Below are 25,137 nucleotides of genomic sequence, written 5' to 3'. Positions count from 1 at the left end.
AGGCAAAAGATCTGACTGCCTGCTATTTCAGCCTATACCAGTAAACTGTAACCAGCAAACAGCCGGATGTATTTGTAAGGGAACTTTGCGGTACAACTGAACTCTGATACGTCCCGTGTCGTACACTGACGGTCACACACTTTGCCCGGACTCCCATGAGAAGAATCAAGCGCTGCTTTATCGGCATCACCCTGACACTCGCACTGTTACTGGCCGGCCCTCTCTTCCTGGCAGCCTGCGCAGGCTTCCAGGACACCGGTAGCTGGCGAACGGCGGATCGCTCAAGTGCAGGCATTGCTCCAGCTCCTGAACAGGAAAACGGCGCGGTGGTTCAGGTGTATGGAGCACGGGCCTATAACTGGCGGGGTTATTTTTCATTACACACCTGGATCAGCACAAAAGAAGCAGGCGCCAGCCGGTACTATGTCCATGAGGTAACCGGCTGGCGTCACTATGTGGTCCAATCGAGGCCTGACGATCCTGACCGCGCCTGGTACGGCGCCCCACCGGAGCTGATCGCGGATATTCGTGGAGAGCAGGCCGGACGTATTATTGAACAGCTTGATGAGGTGATCGCGCAGTATCCCTACCCCACGGAATACAAGGCATGGCCCGGGCCTAACAGCAATACCTTCGTGGCCTGGGTGATCCGCCAGATTCCGGAGATGGAAGTGGCTCTGCCCAACCATGCCATTGGCAAGGATTATCTGGGTAATGGCGTACTGTCGGAAGTGCCCGGTGGAGCCGGCTATCAGCTTTCTCTGGGTGGTTACGTCGGTGTCCTTGCAGGTGTGCGGGAAGGTCTTGAAGTGAACATCCTGGGGCTGTCCCTGGGAGTCAATCCCATGGGGCTTGGCATCAAATTGCCGGGCATTGGGGAGTTGGCACTACGCAATACCAATCCTATGCCAAAAGCCTCCAAATCGGTGCCTGAACCAGTTGCGGCCGAGACGGCCGGGGCAGGACAGGCTCAGTGAATGGGGCTAGAATCCGGCGATGCCCGCGTAACGCACCAGGCCTGCAGCAGCAATCCCTGCCGCTATAGCCGGCAGCGGTTTTTTGGTCGCCAGCATAATAACCGCCGTGACCACCAACGCCGCCAACGATCCAGCATCACCGCTGAACGCCATGGGAACAATAATGGCGATCAACACCGAGCTGGCCATGGTGTTGATGAAGCTTTCGATGCGGGGGTTGATCGTCACGAAGGACATCAGAAACACGCCGCCGAAGCGGGTCACCAGGGTGACCAGGGTCATGACCGCGATCAGGGTCAAGATACCGGCTGTGGTGGTTTCGACTGTCATGTTGAGCCCACCTCGTCACAACCCTCTTCCTTCTCGCTGCCGGGTTTCTTTTCGAGCCAGAAGAAACCGATTGCGCCACCCGCCAGCGCCCCAACCACCACATGGGTATTGGGAGGCAGCCATTTCCAGGCAGCCAGTGAAGACAATGCGGCAACTGTCCAGGCCACCAGTGTTCGGGGTGACTTGTTACCGCCCAGGGCCATAGCCAGCAGGAAGCAGCCCAGCACCATATCAAGGCCCAGGGATTTGGGGTTCTGAAGAAGCCCCCCGAAGTAAACGCCGAGCCAGGTTCCGATGAGCCAGGCCAGCCAGAGGGCAAGCCCGCCACCAAGAATGACTTCCAGGTTGCGTTTGCCACTCTGGTACTCCTGGGCAGAAATAGCCCAGTTGGCATCGGTCAGAAACAGCAGCAGGCCGTAGCGGCGGCCGGGGGACATATCCCTGAGCATGGGGTACAGCGAGGCACCCATAAGCAGGTGTCGGGAGTTGATGGCAAACACCACGGCGATCAGGGGAATCAGGGAGACTTCGCTGCCCCACATGTCCACGGCGGCAAACTGGGACGCACCGGCAAATACGGTGAAGCTCATCAATATGGCTTGCAGTGGCTCTAGCCCTTTCTGCACGGCCGCCAATCCGAAGGCAGCACCGAACGCCACCACGAATAATGAGATGGGCAGTAACCGGAAAAACTCCGTACGGACTTTTTCCGGTTGTAACTGGTAGGAATATGTACTGGCGTTCATCTAAGCAAGCTAATGAAACCGGCACCAGTTGCGTATAGGTAAATGCCGAAGTCTCAGAGTTGGCCGAGTGTCACTGCCAGAGTTTCACTGATACCGGCGTTCAGCTTCAGGTCTACCAGTGAGTCCGCGCGGGTACGGCCCAGGTTCAGGGTGGCCATGGGTTTGCCCCACTCCTTGGCATAGCGACAGAAACGGAACCCGGAATAGACCATCAGCGAGGACCCGATCACCAGCAGGCCATCGCTGGCCTTCAGCGTATCCAGCGCGGAGTGCACCCGGTCCCTGGGCACATAGTCACCGAAAAAGACCACATCCGGCTTCAGAATCCCGCTGCAACAGGGGCAGTCGGCAACAAGGAATTGCGAGAAGTCCACGTCAAGATCCGCATCGCCATCCGGTGCGGCATTTGCCGAATACTGTTCAAATCCCGGATTCATATCCACGCAACGTTCGTGAACTTCATCCCGCTTGCACCGGTACCCGCAGCTCATACAGACAACTTCGTCTGCCCTGCCGTGCAAGTCCGTTACTGAACAGCTGCCGGCCTGTTGGTGAAGGCGATCCACATTCTGCGTAACAACAAGGCGGCTATGGTTGCGCAATTCCAGCTCAGCCACATGGTGATGGGCGGTATTTGGCCGCGCATTGCGAATAACCGGCCAGCCAATCAGGCTCCGGCCCCAGTACCGACGGCGGACCTCCATGCTTGTCATGAAGTCATTGTGCTGTACCGGCTGCTTACGCTTCCAGGCACCGTCACCATCGCGATAGTCGGGAATACCGGAATCAGTACTGACGCCGGCACCGGTGAGTATCATCAGGCCCGGGTGGCGATGAATGAACTCCGCCAGCATAGCGCCAGCTTCTTGCGGAGTATTGAGCGCCAGCGGCTGATCAGCGGCCGCCATGGTTGGGCCTTTCGTGGGCTGTGGAACTGCAGGCATCCGATTCGCACCTCCTGGAAACACTTCCTACTTTAGGGAGTAAACATTGGCTTGCCAATGCTGACAGCAAGGAAACCGCTTCACGCTGTAGTACTTTCTTTCTCGTTTACATTGTACACAATACAATTGTATGCAATTATAATAATTCCGAAGCACCAGATCCGATGCTTCAAAATACACCAGCAGGGAGAATCAGGACCATGTCTATTGAACAGGTTGTTTACCGCGCTTCGGCAGAAGCCACCGGCGGCCGTGATGGTCGGGCCATTTCCTCGGATGGCATACTGGATGTTGAACTGAGCACACCGAAAGAACTCGGTGGCGCCGGTGGCAAGGGCACCAATCCGGAGCAGCTGTTCGCAGCAGGCTACTCCGCCTGTTTTATCGGTGCCATGAAGTTTGTAGCGGGCCGGGACAAGCTGAACATGCCGGAAGACGCATCCATTGAGGGTGTGGTTGGCATCGGCCAGATTCCCGGTGGTTTCGGGGTTGAGGTGGAACTGAAAATCTCATTGCCCGGCATGGACGATGCCCAGGCACAAAAGCTGATGGATGAAGCCCACAAGGTGTGCCCTTACTCCAACGCAACCCGGGGTAACATCGACGTCACTCTGACCCGGGTTGATTGATCATCATCTGTCCGGATAGCCTGCGGCGCATCTCTTCGGCGCCCAGGCGATTCATCAATGCAATGTTCTGCTCCGGTATGAATTCCGCGCCCGGGTAGCCGGCGATGGCGCGTTCAAGGCCTTCTTCCCGCAGCAGATGCAACATCGGGTACGGCGATCGATTGGTAAAGTTCTCCGCGTCCTCCGGTTCGGTACCACCGAACTGGTAGTCGGGGTGGAAACTGGCAATCTGGTAGACCCCCTCCAGTTCAAGCTGAACCAGAAGCCCATCCGCTGCGGCAAGAAAGTCGTTGTAAACCATGAAGTCCTGCAATACGCAAGGATGCACCAACAGTGTTGTTTCAACCTCTGGATGCTCCTGCAAATACAACAGTTCATCCTGCAGTACGATCAGCAACGCCTCTTCCGAGGGGGCATCCGTCACTTTGAAAAGAACCCGATCCCTCACCAGTTCCCTGCGCGCGAAAGGGCACAGATTCAGACCCACTACCACATCGGATACCCATCGGCGGGTAGCATCAATAATCGAATTCGGGTCCACGTGAAGACTCCCGCGTACTGAGAAAAAGAACAGACACGCCCGGGGCGAGTCATGATATGTTGAGCAAGCTTACAATAATTCCGTTACCAGGACCGGAGACCAGAAATGGACGTGGTGAGAACCCCTGAAGAACGATTCAAACGTCTGCTGGACTACCCCTTCGACCCGCACTATCTGGAAGTCGATGGCTTGCGCATGCATTATGTCGACGAAGGTCCCTCCGACGCCAGACCTGTACTGATGATGCATGGCGAGCCATCGTGGTCCTATCTTTACCGCCACATGATTCCAGTATGCGCAGCGGCCGGCCACAGAGTGGTTGCGCCGGACCTGATCGGCTTTGGCAAGTCCGACAAGCCTACGGATATAAACGCCTACAGCTACCAGAAACACATGGAATGGATGCAGGCGTTCCTGGACCAGACCGGCCTGCAGGATATCACACTGGTCTGCCAGGACTGGGGCTCACTGCTGGGCCTGCGCCTGGCGGCGGAGAATCCCGACCGGTTCCGTGCCATCGTTGTGGGCAACGGCATGTTGCCAACCGGCGACCAGCCAGTGCCAAAGGCCTTTCAGCTATGGAAGAACTTTGCCCTGCACAGCCCCTGGTTCCCCATTGCCCGCATCATCAACACAGGCAGCTTCCGCACGCTTGGCCCGGATGAGCGCCGCGCCTACGATGCGCCCTTCCCCGGAAAAAAATACAAGGCCGGTGCCCGTGCTTTTCCAAAACTGGTACCCGTCAAGCCCGACGATCCTGCCAGCGAGCCCAATCGGGCAGCATGGAAGGTACTTGAGCAGTGGGATAAACCCTTTCTGACCACCTTCAGCAACGGTGACCCCATCACCCGGGGTGGCGACCGCTACATGCAGGAGCGGATTCCCGGTGCCAAGGGCCTGCCCCACACCACCCTGACCGGCGGGCACTTCCTGCAGGAAGACTCACCGGTGCAGTTCGCCGGCGCCATCAACGATCTGCTGGCCCGTCTGGACCAGTAAGATCAGAGGTAGCCCTGGCTGCGCAAGTAATCGTCGTAGCTGCCGCTGAAGTCGGTGATGCCATCGGCTTTCAGTTCGATGATTCGCGTAGCCAGCGAAGATACAAACTCCCGGTCATGACTGACAAATACCAGCGTGCCCGGGTAGTTCTCCAGCGCCAGGTTGAGGGCCTCGATGGACTCCATGTCCAGGTGGTTGGTGGGCTCGTCCATCAGCATGACATTGGGTTTTTCAAGGATCAGCTTGCCGAACAGCATGCGTCCCTGCTCACCACCTGAAATCACCTTCACGGACTTGCCAATATCGTCCCCGGAAAACAGCATGCGGCCGAGAGTGCCCCGTACCAGCTGTTCACCGCCGGTGGTCCATTGTGACATCCAGTCCGTCAGGTTCATGTCCTCATCGAAATCGGCCGTGTGGTCCTGGGCGTAATAGCCAACCTGGGCGCTGTCGGTCCACTTCACGTCCCCGCTATCGGGCGCCATGGCACCGGCCATGCACTGCATCAGTGTGGTTTTGCCAATACCATTCGGGCCGATGATCGCGACCCGCTCTCCGGCCTCGATCTGCAGATTGAGTTTGTCGAACAGCTTTTCGCCATCGAAGCCCTTGGTCAGGTTCTTCAGGGTGACCGCCTGGCGATGCAGCTTTTTGGTCTGTTCGAAGCGGATAAACGGGCTCACGCGACTGGACGGCTTTACCTCCTCAAGCTGGATCTTGTCGATCTGACGGGCCCGGGAGGTGGCCTGCTTGGCCTTGGAGGCGTTGGCAGAGAAGCGGCTGACAAACTGCTGCAACTCGGCAATCTGCGCCTTTTTCTTGGCGTTATCCGACAGCATGCGCTCACGTGCCTGGGTGGCGGCGGTCATGTACTCGTCATAATTGCCGGGGAAGAGCCTCAGTTCCCCGTAATCCAGATCCGCCATGTGCGTACACACACTGTTCAGGAAATGGCGATCGTGGGAGATAATGATCATGGTGCTGTTACGGGCTACCAGGATGCTTTCCAGCCAGCGAATGGTGTTGATGTCCAGGTGGTTGGTGGGCTCGTCCAGCAGCAGGATATCAGGGTCGGAAAACAGCGCCTGGGCCAGTAGTACGCGCAGCTTCCAGCCCGGCGCGATAGCACTCATCGGGCCATTATGCTGTTCCAGTGGAATGTCCAGCCCCAGCAGCAATTCACCGGCGCGGGCTTCGGCCGTGTAACCATCCATCTCGGCAAACTGGACTTCCAGGTCTGCGACGGCCATGCCGTCTTCTTCGCTCATTTCCGCCAGCGAATAGATACGGTCCCGCTCGGCTTTTACCCGCCAGAGCTCCTCGTGGCCCATGATGACTGTATCGAGAACCGTGCAGTCCTCGTAGGCAAACTGGTCCTGACGCAGTTTGCCCAGACGCTGGTTCTGGTCCACCATGACCTGGCCGGCGGAGGGTTCCAGATCACCCCCGAGGATTTTCATAAACGTGGACTTGCCACAGCCGTTGGCGCCGATCAGGCCATAGCGGTTGCCATTGCCGAATTTCACGGATACGTTTTCAAACAGGGGCCTGGCCCCGAACTGCATGGTAATGTTCGCGGTGGAAATCAAGAAGAGACCTATCGACAGTGAATACCGGGCAAAAGCCGGTCAAGAAAAACGCGCATTGTACAGGTTTGCAGCCAGAACCGTGAGACAGCAAAAACACGGATAAAAAGCACTTGCCTAAGCGCCCCCGTGCGGGCAGCATTCCAACCTCGGTATTGCCAACACACGCTCTATCGTTCAACCAAAAAAGGAACCCAACACCATGACACAGGCAACAGCACGCCATATCCTCGTCGACAGCGAAGCAAAATGCGAAGAACTGAAGCAGGCCATCGAGGGCGGCCAGGACTTTGCCGAAGTGGCAAAGCAGCACTCATCCTGCCCCTCCGGCCGTAACGGCGGCGACCTGGGTTCCTTCGGCCCGGGCCAGATGGTTCCGGAGTTCGACAAGGTCGTGTTCAGCGGTGAAGTGAACAAGGTCCTCGGGCCGGTGAAGACCCAGTTCGGCTATCACCTGCTGGAAGTCACCAGCCGGGGCTGATGGGCGCAAACCTGCCAGTGGACCGACCCGCTCGCAAGCCCCGGATATCGCAGTATCTGGCTCTTGCGGGCATCGCTCTGATCGCTCCCTTTTTCTTTATTGGCGGCCCCGGGTGGACAGACGGCCCACTGTACAAGTCCGCCTGGAATCTCGGGCATATCCTTTTCTTTGCCCTGCTGACCCTTGCCGTTCAACCCTGGCGGTTCTGGACCGGCTGGAAGCTGTGGGGGCTGCCCACTCTGGCTGTACTGCTGCTCGGCCTGGCCATAGAATTGCTGCAATACGGCACCAGCCGCCAGATGGACTGGCAGGACCTGTTCCGTAACATGCTGGGTTTGTGGATCATTCTCGCGCTCAGCCCCGGGGCAGCCGATCCCGGGCGCTCAGGACTGGCTGCCTGGTCGCTGCGGATTACTGTTGCAGCGTTACTGGTTGCCGAAGCTGGCGCCACGGCCGCTGTTGCCCTTCAACAGTACAGGGTCAGCCAGCTATTGCCTGCGCTCTACGATTTCAGCATGTCAGATCCTTCCCCCTTCTGGCACGGAGAGATCATTCCCGCGGACGCAACAGGCAGCGCGCAAAGCGCTCTCAGGCTGTCCCTCTCAACCGCCCCATATTCCGGCGCATCCCTGCACAACTTTCCGGGTGACTGGCAGGGCTACGGGCACCTGGTACTATCGCTTTATAACCCACAGGATCAACCTCTGCACATGACCCTGCGAATCAACGACACCCAACACGACCAGGGTGACAACGCCTACAGCGACCGCTTCAACACTCGCCTGACCCTGGACCCCGGCCAGAATAACGTCCGGCTGGACCTTGACCAGATAAGGCGTGCACCAACGGGCCGCACGATGAATATGCGTGAGGTGAGGCGATTGATGCTGTTCACGACTGGCCTGACGGAACCCCAAACCGTTTATCTGCGTGATATCAGGCTGGAATGACGCATTCGTTTACATAAAAACCGGCCTGATAACCGGCCAGCTCAGGCCAGCCGCCAAGGGTTGGACGTCAACGGTTCCGCCCCTGTGTCCCCGACCAGAACGGTATCACTGCAACCGATGCCCCACTGGCCGGGAATACGCAGGCAAATCGGCAGGTGAAACACCATGCCTTGCCGAAACTCCATAGATTCGCCGCGAGCAATAAACCCGGAGCCTTCCACCCATGACGGAGGAAACTGTGCTCCTACCGTGTAGCCGAAAACCCCGGAGAAGAAAACGTCGTCCGCCAGTGGCGCCATGGCCTGCTCCGCGGCCCTGGCGGCAGAGTCAAAGGTCCTGCCGGGTACCATGGCGGCTTGCAGGGCATCCACCACGCGCCGGCAGCCATCGAACACGGTGCGCATCCTGGCGGATGGCTGACCGGCCACCACGGTACGCATCATCGGCGCTGTATAGCGTTGCCAGACAGCGCCGAACTCGAGGAATACCGCGTCGCCCTCCTGCACCTTGCAACGTTTGTGGTTGGTGTGAATCACGCTGCTGCGCTGTGCCACGGTCACGATGGGCTGCATACTCATGAACTCACTGCCGCCGGCCAACAGTGCTTCGGCACCGACAGCCGCGATGTCGTTATCCGTCATGCCAGGCTGTATGGCTGCTACAGCAGCTTCGATACCCTGCCCCGTAATGCGGGCGCTTTGTCGGAGGTAATCAATTTCTGCCGGAGATTTCACGATACGCAGGCTTTTCAGCATGCCGGAGGCATCCACGAACCGGGTATCCGGCAACCGTTCTTTCAGACCTTCCACCACCCCCTGGCGCAGTGAACCATGCCAGTAATCGATACCCACCGTGGATCCATGCCCCCCTACCGCCTGAGCCAGGGGGTCGAGTACATCACCGATCCCCTCCCAGCGGTAGCCGATAACGTTATCAACCCTTGTGGTAATCATAGCAGGGCCGGTTTCAATCGAGGGTACCTGAAGCGTCAGAGATCCGGCCGTGACTACCAGGGCCACATGAACGGAAACCTCGAAGGTGCTGTAACCGGTCAGGTAGAAGAGATCGGATGGATCTGTCAGCAGTAACGCACCAATTCCGTCCGCTGACATTCTGGCCCTGAGGCGTTCAAGCCGCAGGTCGTATTCCGCCGGGGGAAACGGGCATTCCCGCCCCTTGAGTTCAGCAGCCAGGGTATTCTGGTAGGCGTTAAAGTCCATGGGGTCGTCTCCGGAAGGAGGAAAGGTTACTACTGGAGACTGGACCTAAACCGACCGGTTTTCAAACCCTGAGGGGTTTCATTGTGGATTGAAAAACTTCCCAAGCTGACTGCTAACCGACTCGACAGGTTCGGTAATCGAACGCTGAATGCTGTTGGTTACCACGCGGGTGAAGGCAGAGCCGGCGTCACTCTCGAGAAATTCAGTATAATCTTTCAACTCGGCCACACTCAGGTCCTGATAGGTGTAGAGGTATCCGGCATAGACCTGCTGGGCGACCATGCCCCGCAACAGGGTCCTCTGGCCTTCAATTTTCTGCTGCAGCTGCTCAAAGGTGGGGCCTTTGCTGCCATTAAAGGCCGCCATGGCCGAAGCCAGGCCCAGCTGGACGGCAACGGTGGTATCCACCGCGCTTTCGGTGGCACGGGCCGCCCTGTCAAAGCGGTCGAACAGCTTCGCCCGTTCGCTGCCCTTGAATTCGTTCTGTAGCTGCGCCGCTTCGGCCTCGACTTCTTTCCAGGCTGACGGGCGGGATGCCGCAACCTCTGCCTGGGTGATCTTCTCGGCCAGAGGCTTTTCATACCAGGTAAGCACCGAGTTCAGCTGCTGATCGCTCAGGCCCTGGTCCAGGTCTTCAATCACCTGCGCCCGAATTTCCGCAACACTGAACGCATTGCTGACAATGCTGCTGATGGTGTTGGCAACGAATGGCTCCACGCGGCCACTCTGAGTCAGGCCGTCACGGACCCCCTGACTCATCATCGCCGGATACTGGGCGACAATCGCGTCAACCGGCGACGCCCGGAGCACGGAGTCGGCCAGTGGGCTTGCAGTGGCGGAAGTACATACCAGCAAAAGAAAAAGTAATGCCGGTTTAACTTGGGATAGTGCGCGCATGAACCTAGTATCCTGTGAGATCGGACGTTTGTTATGCCATGGTGCCGGCGCCCCCTGCAAGCAAACAGCGCCGGTGTATGATGACCATTTTGTAGTGTGGAGCAACAGAGCCCTGAACTGCCCATGAAGAAACGCCGTAACCGACTGAAAATCTGGAAGTCGCGGCTTCGCTGGTATGGACTTCCCTCACTGGGCCTGGTCATCGCTATTGTGGCGACCCTGCGGTTCAGCCTGCTGGAACCCGACCCACCGGCAAACACGGAGAACGTCTGTGAGATTTTCCGGGAACATCCGGTGTGGTACGACTACGCCAGCCGCTCGAGAGAGCGGTGGGGCACGCCGATCGCTACCCAACTGGCGTTCGTCTATTACGAGTCATCGTTCCGCAGTCACGCCCGGCCGCCCCGAAGCCAGTTGTTCGGGTTCATTCCCTGGACCCGGCCGACATCAGCGTACGGATACGCCCAGGCCCTGGACCCTGCCTGGGGGGAGTACCTGGAAGCAAACGGCGATGGATTATCGGTGGTGCGTACCAACATGAAACACGCGCTGGATTTTGTGGGCTGGTATAACCATCTGACCAACCGGGAGGTGGGCATTCCTCTTACCAGCCCCGAGAAGCTCTATCTTGCCTACCATGAAGGCAGAACCGGGTATCAGCGGCAAAGCTACCTGGCCAAACCCGCTGTGATGTCGCTGGCCGACAGGGTGCAAACCCGTGCCTTTCGTTACCACCGCCAACTCCAGACCTGCGAGGAAGAGTTCCAGTGCTGGCGTTTCTATCAGTTCTGGCCTTTTTGCGGGGATTGGTGAACCGACGGGTCAGGCCACCTCCCCCTCCACTTTTGGCGAGAGCCTTGTCAGCCTCGCCGTCAGAAATTCCATCACGATGCGTACCCGCGCCATCTGCTGGGTCTCGTGGTTAACCATCAGCCAGAGGTCCACGCCCTCGCCCTCCAGGGGAGGAGACAGCCGCTTCAACTCCCGGGTGCTGTCGCCCAGGTAACAGGGCAGAGCGGCCAGGCCGGCCCCGGCCCGCGCCAGGGCATGCATGGCCTGAAGACTGTTACAGCGGATAATGGACGACGCGTTCTTCAGGTGTTTGCGATACCAGCGCCCGGTTGCCAGATGACTGAAACTTTCATCCGGCAGAATCCAGAGTTGCTGGTCCGGCGCATTCTCGAGATCCATACGGGGATTACGCCTACAGTACTTACCCGCCCCATAGATGGCCGACTCGATAGTACCAATACGCTCGCCCTCCAGAGTGGCCTGGGGTTTGTTGACCGGCCGCAGCGTCAGATCAGCCTCGCGGTGGCTGAGGTTGAGTACGTCATTATCCGTGAGCACTTCCAGCTCAATGTCCGGGTATTCCCGCACCAGCTCGGCGATCATCGGGCTGATCAGCGCATTGACCATGGTATCGGTGGCGGCAAGCCTGACTTTGCCCACGGGGGCCGAATCCTGCCCTACGAGCTGGCGCTCAAGGTTTTCCATATCGCCGGTCAGCCTTTCGGCCGCCCGGAAAGCGGTTTCACCCACCGGTGTCAGCTGGAGCCCATCTCGGTTGCGTTCAAAAAACTGAACGCCCAGCTGTTCCTCCATCTGGTCCAGACGGCGAAGCACCGTGGTCTGGTGTACACCCAGTATTTCACCGGCTTTGGCGAGGGTTCCACCTATTGCCAGTGCGTGAATATATCGAAGATAATCCCAGTCCATAGCTACTGCATATTTGCAACATGAGTACGGAGTTTAACGTATTTAAGCTGCAAAAAAGAAGGCGTATAGTTCATTACATAGTCAGCTAACCAATATTTTTCAATCCACCAGATAAGGAGGAAGGCGCTATGACTCAACACCATATCGCAACCGTACACCCGCTGCCGTCCAGTATCCTCCACAACAGTACTGAGGTCAGGCGCCAATACACCCGTGCAGCAGCCAGGCAGGCAGCACAGGTGGTAAGCCGGAAAATGAGTTTCTGGAGAAAGAAGGCAGCTACCGCAACGCCGGAGATGCCCCAGATGATGCAGGGTGAGCACTAGGCACCCCTGTAAGGGAAGACAGATTTCATCAGCACCGGTGGCCCTGAACAGTCAGGCCCACCGGTGTTTTCATTTCTGGGTTCAGAACTCCCAGATGACTTTCTGTTTCGTGCCGAACCACTCGTCCATCTTGCGGTTATAGAAATCCTCGATCACGTTGCGCTTGATTTTCATGGTAGGCGTCAGCATGCCGTTCTCCATGGTCCATGTCTCTCTTACCACGACCACAAACGCCAGCTTTTCATGGGCTTCACATTCACTGTTTACCGCGTCCAGCTCCGCCGCCAGCTCCTGCTCCAGCTCATCACGGCTGCCACCCGCTTCCAGTTCCTCACGCGCTTCTTCCGATAGCAGCACCATCAGGCATGGCTGGGGTTGATTGGCACCCGCCACGCACACAACTTCGGCTTTCGGATGGTTAAAGCGGTTCTCAATGGGTACCGGCACCACATACTTACCCTTGGAGGTTTTGAACAGATCCTTGACCCGACCAGTGATTCTCAGGAACCCGTCTTTGTCGATCTCCCCCATATCACCGGTTTTCAGAAATCCATCATCCGTAACGTCTTCGCGGGTTTTTTCTTCGTTCCTGTAATAGCCCAGCATCTGCCCGGGGCTTTTCACCTGAACTTCATCACCCTCGGCCAGTCTGTGTTCCACACCCGGATTGGTAACACCCACGGTACCTGGCTTCGCCGTGCCGGGGCGATTGGCATGGGAGTAACCGAAGTTCTCGGACATGCCGTACACCTCCAGCAGCTCCAGGCCCAGGTTGCGGTACCAGGCAATGATTTCGCCAGACAATGGCGCCGCCCCCGTCAGGGCGGCACGACAATGGTCGAGCCCCAGCTGCCTGAGCACTTTCTTCTTCACCAACCGGTTAAGCAGTGGGACATTAAACAGCACTCTCTGTTTCTTGGGCGGCAACTTGGCATTGACGCCGAGGTAGAACTTCATCCACAGCCGTGGGACGGAGAAGAACAGTGTCGGGCGGGCCCGCTGCAGATCCTCCTGGAAGGTTTCCAGGGAGTTCGCGAAATAGAGATGGAATCCGTAATACAGAGACTGTGTTTCCACCGCGGCGCGCTCCGCCACGTGGGCAAGCGGCAGATAGGAGAGCATGCGTTCGTCCTGGGTGACCGGAAATATCTGCTGCAGGCCATCAGCCACGGAAATCATGGTGCGAAAACTGTGCATCACACCCTTGGGGCGACCGGTGCTACCCGAGGTATAAACGATGGTCGCCAGGTCATCCGGATCTGGCAGCTTTGGCTCCGCCGGTTCCTGTCTGGCAATGATGTCCAGCCATTTCGGGGTATCGTCACGGGGCGACATCGGTAGTGAGATGATCGGCAGGCTGTCCGGGATGTGACCCTTGATATCGTTCCAGCCGTCGGCCTTGCCATCCAGCTTGCCCAGGAAAAGCAGCGTTGCCTCACTGTGCTCAAGTACATAAGCCGCAGTATCACCATTCAATGTCGGGTAGAGCGGCACGGAAATATGCCCTGCAGCCCAGGTGGCCAGGTCACAAAGAATCCAGTGCGCGCTGTTTTTGCCCAGAATCGCTATATTGCTGCGCTCAGGAATATCCAGCGAACCAAGGTGAGCAGCCATACGGGAAACCTGGTCCGCGGCCTGCTTCCAGGTAATGTCTTCGGTGGTTCCGTCGGGGAAAGGCTGGGTCAGATAGACCTTGTCGGGAGTATGCTCTGCCCAATGGTAAAGGCAATGAAGGGATGTTTGCTTTGCGCTGTCTACAGCCATCGACGGCTCCTTATTGTTATAACCTGAAATCTCTTTATTTTTATCAGACTAAAGTATAGCCAGGTAGATAGTACCTGTATTTGGGGTTTCCTCAAGCTCTCCACACCCCTCTATCACCACATCATCAAATCGGGCAGATGCGACAGGCAACACATTTTATGTGGTGACATATATCAATTATGGTCTAGAGTGTCGTGGTAAGCGTAAAGAACAACAACAAAAAGGTCACTCTGGAGGTGCCTGTGAGAACAACAACCCGCTCATCACTGATATTCCCAGCCTGGGCAATAATCTGCACTGGTGCCGTTGCGTTTCTGTATTGCGCATCCGCGGGCCTTCTGACCGCCTGAGTGGCCCGCACGGACAAGTCCCGGGGCTTCCGCCAGGACGATTTGCAGCGTACCCTCCCTCGTCTCGCCAGATAACACTGTCAACAAGGAAGGGTTCTGCCCGATGCAAGACTTGATTCTGTACCACTACGCCATGTCGCCTTTTTCTGAGAAAGTCCGGGTGATGCTGGGTTACGCCGCGCTTCCGTGGCAGTCTGTTATCGTGAAAGAGATGCCCCCTCGGCCAGCACTTTCCATCCTCGCGGGCGGCTATCGAAAAGTGCCAGTCGCCCAGAGTGGCGCTGACATATTTTGCGACAGCCGCGCCATCGCCGATGAAATCGTGCGCCTGAGCGGCAAAAACGAACTGAGCCTGGCGGGCCAGCCACAGAACGTTATCGATTTTGTTCGCACAACCGATCTGGAGGTATTCCTGGCCTGCGTAATCGCCGCCAGCGACGGTCGAATGCTGAAAAAGCTGGTGCGGGAAACCTCGCTTTTCCATGCTTTTCGTTTCCTCAAGGACCGCATCAGCATGGGCCGGAAATCCCGGGTCAAGGCGCTACGCGGCCCTCAGGCAAAGGAAAAGGTCATCTCTCATATCACCAATATGGAATCCATGCTGAGCGAAGACTTCCTGTTCGGAAGCACTCCCTGCATCGCAGACTTCTCCGCCTATCATGGCCTCTGGTTCGTGTCTGACCTGGCGGGCAAGCCCTGGCTGCGGGATTTTCCGAAAGTGAACGCCTGGATGGAGCGAATGAGAGCCTTCGGCCACGGCGAATTCCGGGAGATCACCGCCGACCAGGCACTGGACATTGCCCGTGACGCCTTGCCCCGGGCCATCGAAGCTGTAAGTGAGGACCCGCTTGCCGGAAAGAGCGTGGAAATTGCCCCGGATGATTACGGGCGGGAGCCGGTCACCGGCAAACTGGTCCATGCGGATAACCAGGCACTGGTTCTGGGACGCTCCCATAAGCGGGTGGGACAGGTACACGTACACTTCCCACGCCAGGGATTTTCGGTCAAGCCGACCTGATGTCGCAGGCCGGCGTGGCCGGCATCAGGATCGCTTTGGTATTAATACCAGATGATTAGGCAATTCGTTTTTCTCGTGGGTAGCCGGAACCTGCTCACGAAGGTGCCGCCCGCAGCTTTCAATGCACTCCAGGAAGCCCGTCAGGGTATCGCCACTGCGCACCCTGTCGGTAAAGGTTTTGACGATATTTTCCCAAACCTCGTCGGCCACTTTTGAAGAAATCCCCAGGTCCACCAGGATTTCCACATAGTGTTCCGCTTCCGATACGAAGATCAGCATGCCGACACCACCTTTGGTGTGATGGAGGTTTTGCTCAAGGAATTGCCGCCGCGCCATATTGGAAGCCCGCCAGAACCGCACAGGCCGTGGAATCATGTGGTGCCCCACCCCCGGAAACTGGAACAGCAGGCAAAGCAGGATAAAGGTTGCCCACTGAGCCACCAGCAGCCAGTCGGCGCTGAGAGTGCCGGTAAAGTAATTGATGGCCCCGGGTATCAACAGGGCAATGATGCCCGCCCAGAGCAGCGGTATATAGGAGTAGCTGTCGGAGGCATCCGCCAGCACAGTCACCAGTTCGGCGTCTGTTTCCCGCTCCACACCAGAGATGGCCGTAGCCACCTGTTGTTGTTCCTTGTCTGTCAGTAGCGTCATGTTTGTTCCGTGTTTGCTGAATCAGGGTTCCGTGTTTGAGCACCTTGCGACCGGGCATGGCTACCAGCCACCGGAGGCTCCACCACCGCCGAAGCCGCCGCCTCCGCCGCTGAAGCCACCACCGCCAAAGCCGCCGCCGCGGCCGCCACCGAGCCCACCGAGAAGAGCGCCTGCCAACAAAGCACTGCGACCGCGCCGGCCACTGCCGAAAAACGCCAGCAACACAATAATAAAGAACAGTATGCCCAGCGCCGGATGAGGCTTGTCCTGTCCGGCATCGGAACGCCGGCGTTCAGGTACCGCGAGGGGTTCGCCGCCCAGTACCTGAACCATGGCCGCTGCACCGTTGGCAATACCGCTGGCAAAATCACCCTGCCGGAAGGCGGGGGTAATGATCTGGTTGATAATGGTCGCCGAGGTAGCGTCCGTGAGGCGGCCCTCCAGGCCGTAGCCCACTTCGATGCGGATGCGTCGCTCATCTTCAGCAACAACCAGCAGCGCCCCGTTATCTTCGCCCTCCTGACCGATACCCCAGTGCCGGCCGAGTTGATAGCCGTAATCCTCAATGGCATAGCCCTGCAGGTTGGGAAGGGTCACCACGACCACCTGCTCGGTGGTCGCCTGTTCATGGGCTTCCAGCATCTGGCTGAGGTTGGCTTCCACCTGCTGCGGAAGCATATCGGCCTGGTCCACGACACGACCCGTCAACTCCGGAAATTCCGGGCTGGACTGGGCCACCGCCGAGGCCTGGAAAACCAGGTTCAAGGCGACAAACAGGGTTATCCGGCGCAACAGAACAGGCATCAGAATTCCACCTGAGGGGCTTCTTCCGCGTTCGGGGCAGTTGCCTCGAAGTTGGCTCGCAGTTCCATGTCGCTATAAAGGAAACTGTGCCACAGCCGGCCCGGGAAGGTGCGAATCTCGGTATTGTAGCGCTCGACCGCCTGGATAAAGTCGCGGCGGGCCACCGCAATACGGTTCTCAGTGCCTTCCAGTTGCGACTGCAGCGCGAGGAAATTCTGATTCGACTTCAGGTCGGGGTATCGTTCAGACACCGCCATGAGCCTGCTCAATGCACTGCTCAGCTCGCCCTGGGCCTGTTGAAACTGCTGAAGTTTCTCGGGATTGTTGAGAATGCTCTCGTCCACCTGAATCGATGTGGCCTTTGACCGGGCCTCAATGACCGCCGTCAGGGTTTCCTGCTCCTGCCTGGCAAAACCCTTGACCGTCTCTACCAGGTTCGGGACCAGGTCAGCGCGCCGCTGATACTGGTTTTCCACCTGCGACCAGGCCGCTTTGACCTGCTCGTCATAGGTGGGAATGTTGTTGATACCGCATCCGGTCAGCAGCAGGGCCAGCAATGCCATGGCGGCCAGACGGACGTTGAATCGGCCGGACACGGCCGTGCTCACGTAGTGCATAATGTATCGGTTCCTTGATGGTGAACGGGCTGGTTGCCTGGAAGCCTAGAACACTAACATACTTCCGCAACGGCATCTGCCGCCCCAGGGCTCCGGAAACACTGTATACATATACAGATCTCTTCGATATACTCCCGGCGACTCAATGAACCCCACCAGACACGACACCGTGCGGGAACACACTGGAGAACATCATGGCCGTACAAGCGCTGTATTACTCGGAGAGGGACGGACTGGAGATGGCACTGAAAAACCCCGACGCAATGCTTTTCTCGTCCAAAGCTGACGCCGACGCCCGCGACAAGGTACTGGAACTGGCAGAAGAAATTACCCAGTTCCTGCAGGCGCGGGTTGAAGGCATGGACGAAGCCATGGCCGAGAAGGCGGCACTGGCCATTGCCGAGGAGAAGGACCTGTTCGGCAAGGCACTGAAGAAGCCGTCTTTGCTGAACGAACAGGCGCAGCCGGACTCCGACTGATTTTGCCAGCTTCAGCCACTCAGCGGCGAAAACGCGTTTCCAGCACCACCGCTGAGTTGGTTCTTTCCACTCCCTCCAGATTGCCTATCTCATCCAGTACAGCGCTGAGTTCCTCCAGCGACTGCGCCTGGACGATGGCGATCAGGTCATACTCGCCGCTGACCGAATACAGCTGGGATACCTGGCTGATTTGCTCAAGGGCAATGTTGGTTCGCGCGGTCAGCTTCTGAAAAACCTTTACCGACACGTGTGCCTCTACCTGATTGTCCGAGAGCTCCCCACCCAGCTGTACCGAATAACCGCGGATTACCCCATTGGTCTCGAGTTTCGCTATGCGATTCTGCACCGTTGAGCGTGACACACCGAGCACACGGGCCAGCTCAGAAATGCTGGAACGGGCATTCTGGCGGAGCAGCAAAAGCAACGCCTGATCCTGCTTTCCGAGCATATTGTCCAACCTTCATGTCATTTTGAAGCTTTAATTTATCATTTTTGATATTTTGAAACTACAAACTGACATTCTTATTGATCATACTGGCCTCATTAATCGTCACCCGCAGACAGCCAGCAAACGATGAGGATGTCGCCATGATTATTCGCCCGGTTGCCATGACAGACCTCCCTGCCTTGCAACAGATAGCAGTGGAATCCGGCCCCGGGTTCACTTCCCTGGTAGACGACCTCGATTTCCTTACCCGCAAAGTCCAGCGCTCCATGGCAAGTTTCGGGCGCACCGTGCATTCGCCCGGCGACGAAGGCTACCTGTTTGTGCTGGAAGATCCGGAAACCAGCGAGATCATGGGCACCACTGGTATCGAAGCCTCAGTGGGCCTCCGGCGCCCGCTGTATCATTATCATCGTAGCCAGGTGGTCCATCATTCACCGGATCTGAACCTGCTTCGGCGCCTGGAAGTGCTCAACATGTGCAACCACTACACCGGCTGCAGTGAAATCTGCACCTTGTTCCTGCGGCCGGGGTTTCGCAGGGCGCAAGCGGGGAAACTGCTTTCACGGGTGCGTTTCCTGTTTATGGCCCAACATCCACAACGCTTTGCGAATACGGTAATCGCGGAAATGCGCGGCGTATCGGATGAGAGCGGCCAGTCGCCTTTCTGGAACTGGTTGAGCGAGCATTTCGTGGATCTTGACTTCGATACCGTGACCAGGATGGTCGGCACCGGTGATAACGGTTTTATTGCGGACCTGATGCCCCGGCATCCGCTCTATGTTCACCTGATGGCCAAAAACGCCCGTGCGGTTATCGGACAGGTACACGAAGAGACCCGCCCTGCCCTGAACATGCTTGAGACCGAAGGCTTCCGCCATACCGGTTACGTTGATCCCTTCGACGGCGGGCCCACGGTGGAGGCCAGACTGACTGACATCCGGACTGTTTCAGCCTCTATCGGCTGCCGGGTCCAGGTTGTTGATGGCGTGGAACCGGCACTGGACAAATGGCATACCGGCGGTCAGGGCCGAATACTGGCGATCAGCAACTCCGGCGTGGAGAATTTCCGCGCCACCATCACCGCTGCTGCCAGGTACCTGCCCTCACGCAACCTGTTACAGGTACCGGTAACACTGGCAAACACCCTCGGCCTGAGTAACCATGGGCAGGCACGGTTCACGGACCTGACAACCGCCCGCACCGACAGGCGCCCGGTGGCTATTCCAATCTGCCAACAACAGGAGGCACTCCATGCACACCGATAGAGACACATTGTTCGGCCGCCTTTGGGCTAACTATTGTGAAGTAACCCCCTCCGCCGAGGATATCCATCGTCTGCTGGACGACACCCAGGGTGGCGAAATCGTCAATGACCACATCGCCCTGCGTACCTATAACCTCGAAGAGCTGAATCTGGACAAGCTTGCGGCGCATTTTCTCGCGCTGGGTTACCAGGAGGGCGGCGATTACCATTTTGAAGCCAAGAAACTCTATGCCAGACACTACGAACATCCGGACCCTTCCGCCCCCAAGGTGTTTATTTCCGAATTGCTGCTCGAGCAGTGCTCCGAACCCTTGCAGGCCGTTATACGGAAGCTGGTGAGCGAGATGGACCCCGCGGCGGTCACCGCTGATAATTTCCTCTATTCCGGGCGGCATTGGGATGTCAGCTACAGCACCTACAGGGCCCTGCTTGACGAAAGCGAGTATGCGGCCTGGGTGGCCGCCTGGGGCTTCCGCGCCAACCACTTTACGGTAAGCATCAATGCTCTCAGCCGTTTCACCACGGTGGCGGAAATCAATCAGGTGCTCAAGGACAATGGGTATAAGGTAAACAGCTCAGGCGGAGAGATCAAAGGGTCGCCGGAAGAACTGCTAGAACAATCCTCTACCATGGCGGACCGGGCGGAAGTGCAGTTCTCCGATCAGACCGCGACCATACCCAGCTGTTTCTATGAATTCGCCCTGCGCTATCCGAAACCGGACGGCCAGCTTTACAGCGGATTTGTCGCGGCCTCTGCGGACAAAATCTTCGAAAGTACGGATAGCCGGAGCTGATATCCAGCCCGGCTACTCCCCGGTTGTGACCAGATCATCACAGATGACTCTCAGGCAAGCGGGCTGGCATTTTACCGTCAGCGGCGTCTTCCCCGCGACGTCCCCGTCCATGGTGATGGTTTTTGGTGAACGAGTGGTCACCTTCACCTCGGGGCTCTTCAGCTGAACAACCGTGCTGGTTCGCTTCGGAGAGCTGCGGCTCAGGCGGACAACGAGAAAGGTCAGTATTAGCAGGAACAGTGAACGCGGACGTACCGCAATCACATCCAGTTGCCCATCGCCGGCGGATGCCTCGGGAATCTCGGTGCCACCGCCGAAGAATGCTCCCGAGGAGATGGCGATAGTGAGCCAGCGCCCGGACATCCTGCCTTTGTTGGTTTCAATAACGCCGTGAAAGCCCCGGTAAGCCGACAGTTTCTGTAATAACGCCGCACCATAGCTGAAACGACCGAGTAAACGCTTGGCTTCCCCTGAAGACTCTCGCACGGGAAGTGTGCCCAGGCCAATGTGTGCGACGTTGAGGAACCTCCCTTGCCTGGCAACGGCGACGTCCACCATTCGGGTTCGGCCCGCGGACACCAGATCACAGATCTCCTGTGGGTCCTCGGGAAGCCCGAGATTACGGGCAAAATCATTGGCCGTGCCGGAAGGAAGCACGGCCAGGGTAGCCCCGGAATCCAGGCAGACGCCCGCTGCCGCATTCACAGAACCATCACCACCTGCGGCAAGCACAACATCGCCAGGCCCAACGTCTTTCGTCCAGGCGGTGTTGTCGAGGTTACAGTCCCGGATTTCGGCAATACCAGCCGCTTCCAGATGCGTGCGCCAGAAATCAGCGCCGCGACTGCCCTGCTCCCCTGCCTTGGGGTTTGCCATCAACCAGTAGACCATGACAGTCGTCCGCTCCCTGAGCCAGTGTGCTAAAACGAGCGTAAACAGGTATAAGTCATAAACCGGAAACGTGCCATAAACATGGGTAACGTTTAATCTGGTGGCAACACACGGATCGGGTTGGGTGCGGACGCAACCAGGACAACTAGGGAGGCCAATGCTGGAGGAAGTCAACGTAGTCCTGCTGGGAGCAACCGCCAGTCTGCTGGCGGGCCTGGGCACCGGGGTTGGCGCACTGGGTGTCTTCCTGGTGAGGAAGCTCACGCCGCAACTGCAGGATGGCATGCTCAGCGCGGCCGCCGGAGTCATGCTCGCAGCGTCATTTTTTTCGCTCCTTCTTCCCGGAATCGAATACGGCGAAGAGCTCACCGGGGCGACCTGGGTGGCCGCATTGATGGTGATTGCAGGCCTCCTTATGGGGGCAGGACTGCTTTTCAGCATTCACCAACGCCTGCCTCACGAGCACTTCACCCTTGGTCGCGAGGGGCCGGACAGTGCCCGAATCCGCCGGATCTGGCTGTTTATCATCGCCATCGCCCTGCACAACTTCCCCGAAGGCATGGCGGTCGGTGTCGGTTTTGCCGGTGGTGATATCGGCAATGGTACCGCTCTGGCAATTGGCATCGGGCTGCAGAATATCCCAGAGGGCCTGGCAGTAGCAGTGTCACTGCTGGCCATTGAGCACTCGCGGGTAAAATCTTTTGTTATTGCTGTGCTGACAGGGTTGCTGGAACCTGTTGGCGGCCTCTTCGGGAGCGCCATGGTGTGGCTTGCCGAACCCATCATGCCCTGGACACTGGGCTTTGCGGCAGGGGCAATGCTGTTTATCATCAGTGACGAAATCATCCCTGAAACCCATCGCGGCCAGTACAAGACCCTGGCGACGTTTTCGCTGTTGGGTGGCTTTGTGGTGATGATGTTTCTGGACGCCACGCTTGGTTAGCCCGGGAAAATCACCTTCGCCATCCCGATGCTACTGACAATCAGCAACACCACGCCAAGCACCCGGAAGAATACCGGCGTTTCCGCTCTCAGCATGCGGTCGTGGACATAGAGGCCAATCACGTGACCCACGGCGGCGCAGGGCAGCAGCCAAAGGTGGTGGATCAGCTGCAGGTCGACGCCTACCCAGATAAAGGCGCCCATTTTTATTACCACCAGGATGAACCACAGAGCGAACAGCGTATCCCGCAACCGCTCCTTGGGCAGGTGTTGCGCTGCCACGGCGATAATCAGCGGCGCCCCTATCAGCGAGGTGCCGCTGACGTATCCACCCACCATCAGGAACAGGGTGTCTACTGTGCGACTGCCACTGCGAAACGGCCTGTCAAGGATGTATGAGACGGAGTACAGGGCCACAATGACAAAGATGATGGTGCTCATGACATCCGAAGGCAGGGTAATAAGCCCGAACACCCCGATCAGCTTGGGCACAATCATGATGGCCAGAATCCGCCAGAGATAGCGCCAGTCCACGGTCCCCGCCGACGTCCGCCCCTCCTCGTCAGTTCTAGAAGACTTCCGGTTGTTCATCCAGATGGTAAGAGACGAGAACACCAGCAGGTGAACAGCAATGATGGGGAGGAAAACCAGCGGCTCATCCAGGACCAGCAGCAGAAACGGCAGCGACAGCACCGCCCCGCCAAACCCCAGCCCGGAGCGAACAAAACCACTCCAGACAAATATCAGACCAATCAGGACATACTGGTATAACGCCAGCTCAGACATAAATATGCTCAGATTCCGGAAGGTAAGGTCGCGAACGCAAAGGCATAAGAGGATACCCGCCAGCCCCCCATTACTTCCAGTAACAAAGGGGTACTTTTTTACAACGGAAGAAATCCGGGATAGCGCCTAATTTTTAATCAAAGATCCCTGTGTATGCTGCAGCCCGGATCTTATGACAAAAACAACAATCGGGCGAAGGGCCACCCATGTCCTTGTCCGTGGTTAAGGGAGAATTACGATGTCAGCAGCGGTTGAACACCTGGACGAACGGCTTCAGGACGGCGGTGAGCTACTTGAAGAGATCATGCCTTCGGCCATCACCCTGGCCATGATGCTTCGCCAGCGAACCATGGCTGCGTGGATGCGCACCGAATTCGACGGCTATGGCGACCCCTCGGCGCTTCCCCCCTATCGACGTGACGTCCCCGGCCATATCGTTGCCCGCTCGCCCCAGTATGGCTGGATCCCGGCACCGGTTGACGACGAGCAGAAGCAGGAGTTCGGACACCGGGATATGATGGAGGGCATCAAATCTCTGGAGAAAACCTGCCTCAGCTGCAAGAAAGGGACGGGTAACCGCATTGTCTTCGACAGGGAGGAAATGGCGACACTGCAGTCCCGGATCAACCTCAGCGCCGAGCTGGCTATCACCATCAGCAGAGACAGCTACTGCAAACTGCTGCGGGTTGTCCGCAGTGCCCTTTACCTCTGGTGCCAGGAACTGATGGAAGCAGGCATTGGTGGTGACCACAACTCATACAGCCAGGACGAACGCCAGAAGGTTGCCCCTCTTGACGACCCCGAGCGATTCTGGCGCAAGGCCCTCGAGAGCAACGGCGACCTTCCGGTGCCGGATGTGCGCGAGGCGGGCTTTTTCGAGCGCGTCTTCGGTCGAGCTGGCTGAACCGTTCACCGGTCAGTGAGCTTGATTTCGATACGGCGGTTCCTCTGCAGGGCTTCAGCGGAACTGCCTTCGTCAACCGGGAAGAATTCACCAAATCCGGCCGCCACCATACGGCGTTCAGGTACACCCTGGGATGCCAGATAACGTACCACGGCAACGGCCCTGGCGGTGGACAACTCCCAGTTCGAGGGAAACTCTTCGGTGTTAATGGGTAGGCGGTCGGTATGGCCATCGATCCGCAGAATCCAGTCGATATCGTCCGGGATTGCGGAGGCCACATCCAGCAGCACCTCTGCCAGCTTATCCAGCTCCCGCTGGCCCTCGCCCCCAAGACTGGCTGAGCCGGAGGCAAAAAGCAGCTCAGAGGGCAGCAGGAACCGGTCACCTACTATGCGGATGTTCTCGTTATCCTGCAGAATGTCCCGTAACCGACCAAAAAACTCGGACTGGTAACGTTCCAGCTCGTTGACCCGTTCTGCCAGCAGAGTATTCAGCCGTTTACCCACTTCTTCCAGTTCAGCCTGTTTTTCAGCGGTCAGGTCTTCCTGCAGCCGCAAGGCGGCGGTGATGCGGCTCAACTGGTCCTGCAGGGCTGCAATCTGGTTCGACAACTGCTGGATGATTGCGCGCTGGGAGGCCGTCAGCTGTTCTTCGTCGTCCAGTTCGGATTTGGCACTTGCAACCGCCTGCTGCAGGTCCTCAACCCGCGTGGCCTGGGCCTCGGCATTGTATTGCTGCGCCAACCGTTCTGCCCTTTCCTCTTCAAGGTCCGCGCGCAGCCTGTCATTCAGCGCGAGGCTTTCGCTGAAACGGGTCTGAACCGTCGCCATTTCTTCTTCCAGCGCCGCTGTCTGCTCCCGCTCCAGCCCCAGAAGGCGTGAAATTTCTTCTAGCCGGCTGTTCAGTCTGGCCAGCTCCGTGTCACGGTCCGACAGGGTCTGGGAAAGATACAGCTGGCTGACCACATAGATCAGCAACATGAAGATAATCAGCATCAACAGTGCCGACAGGGCATCCACATAGCCCGGCCATACGTTGATGGTGCTGCGGGTGCGACGTCTGGAACCGATCATGGCGATG

General features: G+C 57.8%; 29 protein-coding genes. 13 read left to right on the top strand and 16 right to left on the bottom strand.

Annotation, left to right across the window (positions count from 1 at the left end; genetic code table 11):
• The first annotated feature begins 155 nt into the window (after window positions 1-155).
• A complete protein-coding gene (locus tag ABJM11_RS02890; RefSeq protein ID WP_348294771.1) occupies window positions 156-977 on the top strand; it encodes a DUF3750 domain-containing protein in 822 nt (273 codons plus the stop codon).
• 6 nt (window positions 978-983) lie between these two features.
• Here the strand turns inward: ABJM11_RS02890 and ABJM11_RS02885 are convergent, their stop codons facing one another.
• Genes ABJM11_RS02885 through ABJM11_RS02875 form a run of 3 tightly spaced genes read right to left on the bottom strand, consistent with a single transcriptional unit; the run spans window position 984 to window position 2,961 of the window.
• Window positions 984-1,307 carry an AzlD domain-containing protein gene (locus tag ABJM11_RS02885; protein WP_348294772.1) on the bottom strand — a complete coding sequence of 108 codons (324 nt, stop codon included), beginning with the start codon at window positions 1,305-1,307 and terminating at the stop codon, window positions 984-986.
• Window positions 1,304-2,053: an AzlC family ABC transporter permease gene (locus ABJM11_RS02880; protein WP_348294774.1), complete on the bottom strand. Its 750-nt coding sequence runs from the start codon at window positions 2,051-2,053 to the stop codon at window positions 1,304-1,306. The genes ABJM11_RS02885 and ABJM11_RS02880 overlap by 4 nt, the downstream gene beginning before the upstream one ends.
• Before the next feature lie 53 nt (window positions 2,054-2,106).
• The gene (locus ABJM11_RS02875) at window positions 2,107-2,961 is read right to left on the bottom strand and encodes an NAD-dependent protein deacetylase (RefSeq protein WP_348294916.1); all 855 of its coding nucleotides are present in this window, start codon (window positions 2,959-2,961) and stop codon (window positions 2,107-2,109) included.
• A gap of 236 nt (window positions 2,962-3,197) precedes the next feature.
• Here ABJM11_RS02875 and ABJM11_RS02870 point away from each other — a divergent pair, with 236 nt between their 5' ends.
• A complete protein-coding gene (locus tag ABJM11_RS02870) occupies window positions 3,198-3,626 on the top strand; it encodes an organic hydroperoxide resistance protein (RefSeq protein WP_348294776.1) in 429 nt (142 codons plus the stop codon).
• Here the strand turns inward: ABJM11_RS02870 and ABJM11_RS02865 are convergent.
• A complete protein-coding gene (locus tag ABJM11_RS02865; RefSeq protein WP_348294778.1) occupies window positions 3,604-4,167 on the bottom strand; it encodes a DUF1415 domain-containing protein in 564 nt (187 codons plus the stop codon). The genes ABJM11_RS02870 and ABJM11_RS02865 overlap by 23 nt on opposite strands.
• A 105-nt stretch (window positions 4,168-4,272) precedes the next feature.
• On the opposite strand from ABJM11_RS02865, the gene ABJM11_RS02860 reads away from it, so the two are divergent.
• A complete protein-coding gene (locus ABJM11_RS02860; protein WP_348294780.1) occupies window positions 4,273-5,166 on the top strand; it encodes a haloalkane dehalogenase in 894 nt (297 codons plus the stop codon).
• 2 nt (window positions 5,167-5,168) lie between these two features.
• Here the strand turns inward: ABJM11_RS02860 and ABJM11_RS02855 are convergent, their stop codons facing one another.
• Window positions 5,169-6,755, bottom strand: coding sequence for an ABC-F family ATPase (locus ABJM11_RS02855; RefSeq protein ID WP_348294781.1), 1,587 nt, complete (start codon window positions 6,753-6,755; stop codon window positions 5,169-5,171).
• A gap of 199 nt (window positions 6,756-6,954) precedes the next feature.
• Here ABJM11_RS02855 and ABJM11_RS02850 point away from each other — a divergent pair, with 199 nt between their 5' ends.
• Window positions 6,955-7,233, top strand: a complete 279-nt coding sequence (locus tag ABJM11_RS02850; RefSeq protein WP_348294782.1) for a peptidylprolyl isomerase — start codon at window positions 6,955-6,957, stop codon at window positions 7,231-7,233.
• A gap of 17 nt (window positions 7,234-7,250) precedes the next feature.
• Entirely contained in the window at window positions 7,251-8,183 is a 933-nt protein-coding gene (locus ABJM11_RS02845) for a succinyl-CoA synthetase subunit beta (RefSeq protein WP_348294784.1), read from the top strand.
• 41 nt (window positions 8,184-8,224) lie between these two features.
• Here ABJM11_RS02845 and ABJM11_RS02840 read toward each other — a convergent pair whose 3' ends face one another.
• Window positions 8,225-9,403, bottom strand: a complete 1,179-nt coding sequence (locus ABJM11_RS02840) for a Xaa-Pro peptidase family protein (RefSeq protein ID WP_348294785.1) — start codon at window positions 9,401-9,403, stop codon at window positions 8,225-8,227.
• Window positions 9,404-9,481: 78 nt separating this feature from the next.
• Complete coding sequence (locus ABJM11_RS02835) at window positions 9,482-10,300, bottom strand: DUF2059 domain-containing protein (protein ID WP_348294787.1); 819 nt, start codon at window positions 10,298-10,300, stop codon at window positions 9,482-9,484.
• Window positions 10,301-10,423: 123 nt separating this feature from the next.
• On the opposite strand from ABJM11_RS02835, the gene ABJM11_RS02830 reads away from it, so the two are divergent.
• Window positions 10,424-11,113: a lysozyme-like domain containing protein gene (locus ABJM11_RS02830; protein ID WP_348294789.1), complete on the top strand. Its 690-nt coding sequence runs from the start codon at window positions 10,424-10,426 to the stop codon at window positions 11,111-11,113.
• Window positions 11,114-11,122: 9 nt separating this feature from the next.
• Here the strand turns inward: ABJM11_RS02830 and ABJM11_RS02825 are convergent, their stop codons facing one another.
• Complete coding sequence (locus ABJM11_RS02825) at window positions 11,123-12,019, bottom strand: LysR family transcriptional regulator (protein ID WP_348294790.1); 897 nt, start codon at window positions 12,017-12,019, stop codon at window positions 11,123-11,125.
• A 128-nt stretch (window positions 12,020-12,147) separates the two neighbouring features.
• Here ABJM11_RS02825 and ABJM11_RS02820 point away from each other — a divergent pair, with 128 nt between their 5' ends.
• Window positions 12,148-12,345, top strand: a complete 198-nt coding sequence (locus tag ABJM11_RS02820; protein ID WP_348294791.1) for a hypothetical protein — start codon at window positions 12,148-12,150, stop codon at window positions 12,343-12,345.
• Window positions 12,346-12,426: 81 nt separating this feature from the next.
• Here ABJM11_RS02820 and ABJM11_RS02815 read toward each other — a convergent pair whose 3' ends face one another.
• Window positions 12,427-14,109, bottom strand: a complete 1,683-nt coding sequence (locus ABJM11_RS02815) for an AMP-binding protein (RefSeq protein ID WP_348294793.1) — start codon at window positions 14,107-14,109, stop codon at window positions 12,427-12,429.
• Window positions 14,110-14,562: 453 nt separating this feature from the next.
• Between ABJM11_RS02815 and ABJM11_RS02810 the strand changes: the two genes are divergently transcribed.
• Entirely contained in the window at window positions 14,563-15,477 is a 915-nt protein-coding gene (locus ABJM11_RS02810) for a glutathione S-transferase family protein (RefSeq protein ID WP_348294794.1), read from the top strand.
• A gap of 24 nt (window positions 15,478-15,501) precedes the next feature.
• Here ABJM11_RS02810 and ABJM11_RS02805 read toward each other — a convergent pair whose 3' ends face one another.
• Genes ABJM11_RS02805 through ABJM11_RS02795 form a run of 3 tightly spaced genes read right to left on the bottom strand, consistent with a single transcriptional unit; the run spans window position 15,502 to window position 17,495 of the window.
• Entirely contained in the window at window positions 15,502-16,128 is a 627-nt protein-coding gene (locus ABJM11_RS02805) for a hypothetical protein (RefSeq protein ID WP_348294795.1), read from the bottom strand.
• A 60-nt stretch (window positions 16,129-16,188) separates the two neighbouring features.
• Window positions 16,189-16,932 (bottom strand): TPM domain-containing protein, encoded by a 744-nt coding sequence (locus ABJM11_RS02800; protein WP_348294796.1) that lies wholly within the window; start codon window positions 16,930-16,932, stop codon window positions 16,189-16,191.
• Window positions 16,932-17,495, bottom strand: coding sequence for a LemA family protein (locus ABJM11_RS02795; RefSeq protein ID WP_407069953.1), 564 nt, complete (start codon window positions 17,493-17,495; stop codon window positions 16,932-16,934). Before ABJM11_RS02795 ends, ABJM11_RS02800 begins: the two co-directional genes overlap by 1 nt.
• Before the next feature lie 248 nt (window positions 17,496-17,743).
• On the opposite strand from ABJM11_RS02795, the gene ABJM11_RS02790 reads away from it, so the two are divergent.
• A complete protein-coding gene (locus tag ABJM11_RS02790; RefSeq protein ID WP_348294798.1) occupies window positions 17,744-18,028 on the top strand; it encodes a YebG family protein in 285 nt (94 codons plus the stop codon).
• 19 nt (window positions 18,029-18,047) lie between these two features.
• Here the strand turns inward: ABJM11_RS02790 and ABJM11_RS02785 are convergent, their stop codons facing one another.
• Window positions 18,048-18,476 carry an Lrp/AsnC family transcriptional regulator gene (locus tag ABJM11_RS02785; RefSeq protein WP_348294800.1) on the bottom strand — a complete coding sequence of 143 codons (429 nt, stop codon included), beginning with the start codon at window positions 18,474-18,476 and terminating at the stop codon, window positions 18,048-18,050.
• A gap of 140 nt (window positions 18,477-18,616) precedes the next feature.
• Here ABJM11_RS02785 and ABJM11_RS02780 point away from each other — a divergent pair, with 140 nt between their 5' ends.
• Window positions 18,617-19,741, top strand: a complete 1,125-nt coding sequence (locus tag ABJM11_RS02780) for an arginine N-succinyltransferase (RefSeq protein ID WP_348294801.1) — start codon at window positions 18,617-18,619, stop codon at window positions 19,739-19,741.
• Entirely contained in the window at window positions 19,728-20,534 is an 807-nt protein-coding gene (locus ABJM11_RS02775; protein ID WP_348294803.1) for a DUF1338 domain-containing protein, read from the top strand. Before ABJM11_RS02780 ends, ABJM11_RS02775 begins: the two co-directional genes overlap by 14 nt.
• 12 nt (window positions 20,535-20,546) lie before the next feature.
• Here ABJM11_RS02775 and ABJM11_RS02770 read toward each other — a convergent pair whose 3' ends face one another.
• Window positions 20,547-21,425 carry a diacylglycerol kinase family protein gene (locus ABJM11_RS02770; protein WP_348294804.1) on the bottom strand — a complete coding sequence of 293 codons (879 nt, stop codon included), beginning with the start codon at window positions 21,423-21,425 and terminating at the stop codon, window positions 20,547-20,549.
• Window positions 21,426-21,582: 157 nt separating this feature from the next.
• Here ABJM11_RS02770 and ABJM11_RS02765 point away from each other — a divergent pair, with 157 nt between their 5' ends.
• Window positions 21,583-22,368 (top strand): ZIP family metal transporter, encoded by a 786-nt coding sequence (locus tag ABJM11_RS02765; protein WP_348294806.1) that lies wholly within the window; start codon window positions 21,583-21,585, stop codon window positions 22,366-22,368.
• Here the strand turns inward: ABJM11_RS02765 and ABJM11_RS02760 are convergent.
• The gene (locus ABJM11_RS02760) at window positions 22,365-23,153 is read right to left on the bottom strand and encodes a sulfite exporter TauE/SafE family protein (RefSeq protein WP_348294807.1); all 789 of its coding nucleotides are present in this window, start codon (window positions 23,151-23,153) and stop codon (window positions 22,365-22,367) included. The genes ABJM11_RS02765 and ABJM11_RS02760 overlap by 4 nt on opposite strands.
• A 238-nt stretch (window positions 23,154-23,391) precedes the next feature.
• Between ABJM11_RS02760 and ABJM11_RS02755 the strand changes: the two genes are divergently transcribed.
• Complete coding sequence (locus tag ABJM11_RS02755; protein WP_348294809.1) at window positions 23,392-24,057, top strand: hypothetical protein; 666 nt, start codon at window positions 23,392-23,394, stop codon at window positions 24,055-24,057.
• A gap of 5 nt (window positions 24,058-24,062) precedes the next feature.
• Here ABJM11_RS02755 and ABJM11_RS02750 read toward each other — a convergent pair whose 3' ends face one another.
• Window positions 24,063-25,130 (bottom strand): peptidoglycan -binding protein, encoded by a 1,068-nt coding sequence (locus tag ABJM11_RS02750; protein WP_348294811.1) that lies wholly within the window; start codon window positions 25,128-25,130, stop codon window positions 24,063-24,065.
• Window positions 25,131-25,137 lie beyond the last annotated feature (7 nt).

Source organism: Marinobacter sp., assembly GCF_039977835.1.
Lineage (GTDB): Bacteria > Pseudomonadota > Gammaproteobacteria > Pseudomonadales > Oleiphilaceae > Marinobacter.
The sequence above is the reverse complement of the archived record's forward strand: the minus strand, read 5'-3'. Positions and strand labels throughout refer to the sequence as shown.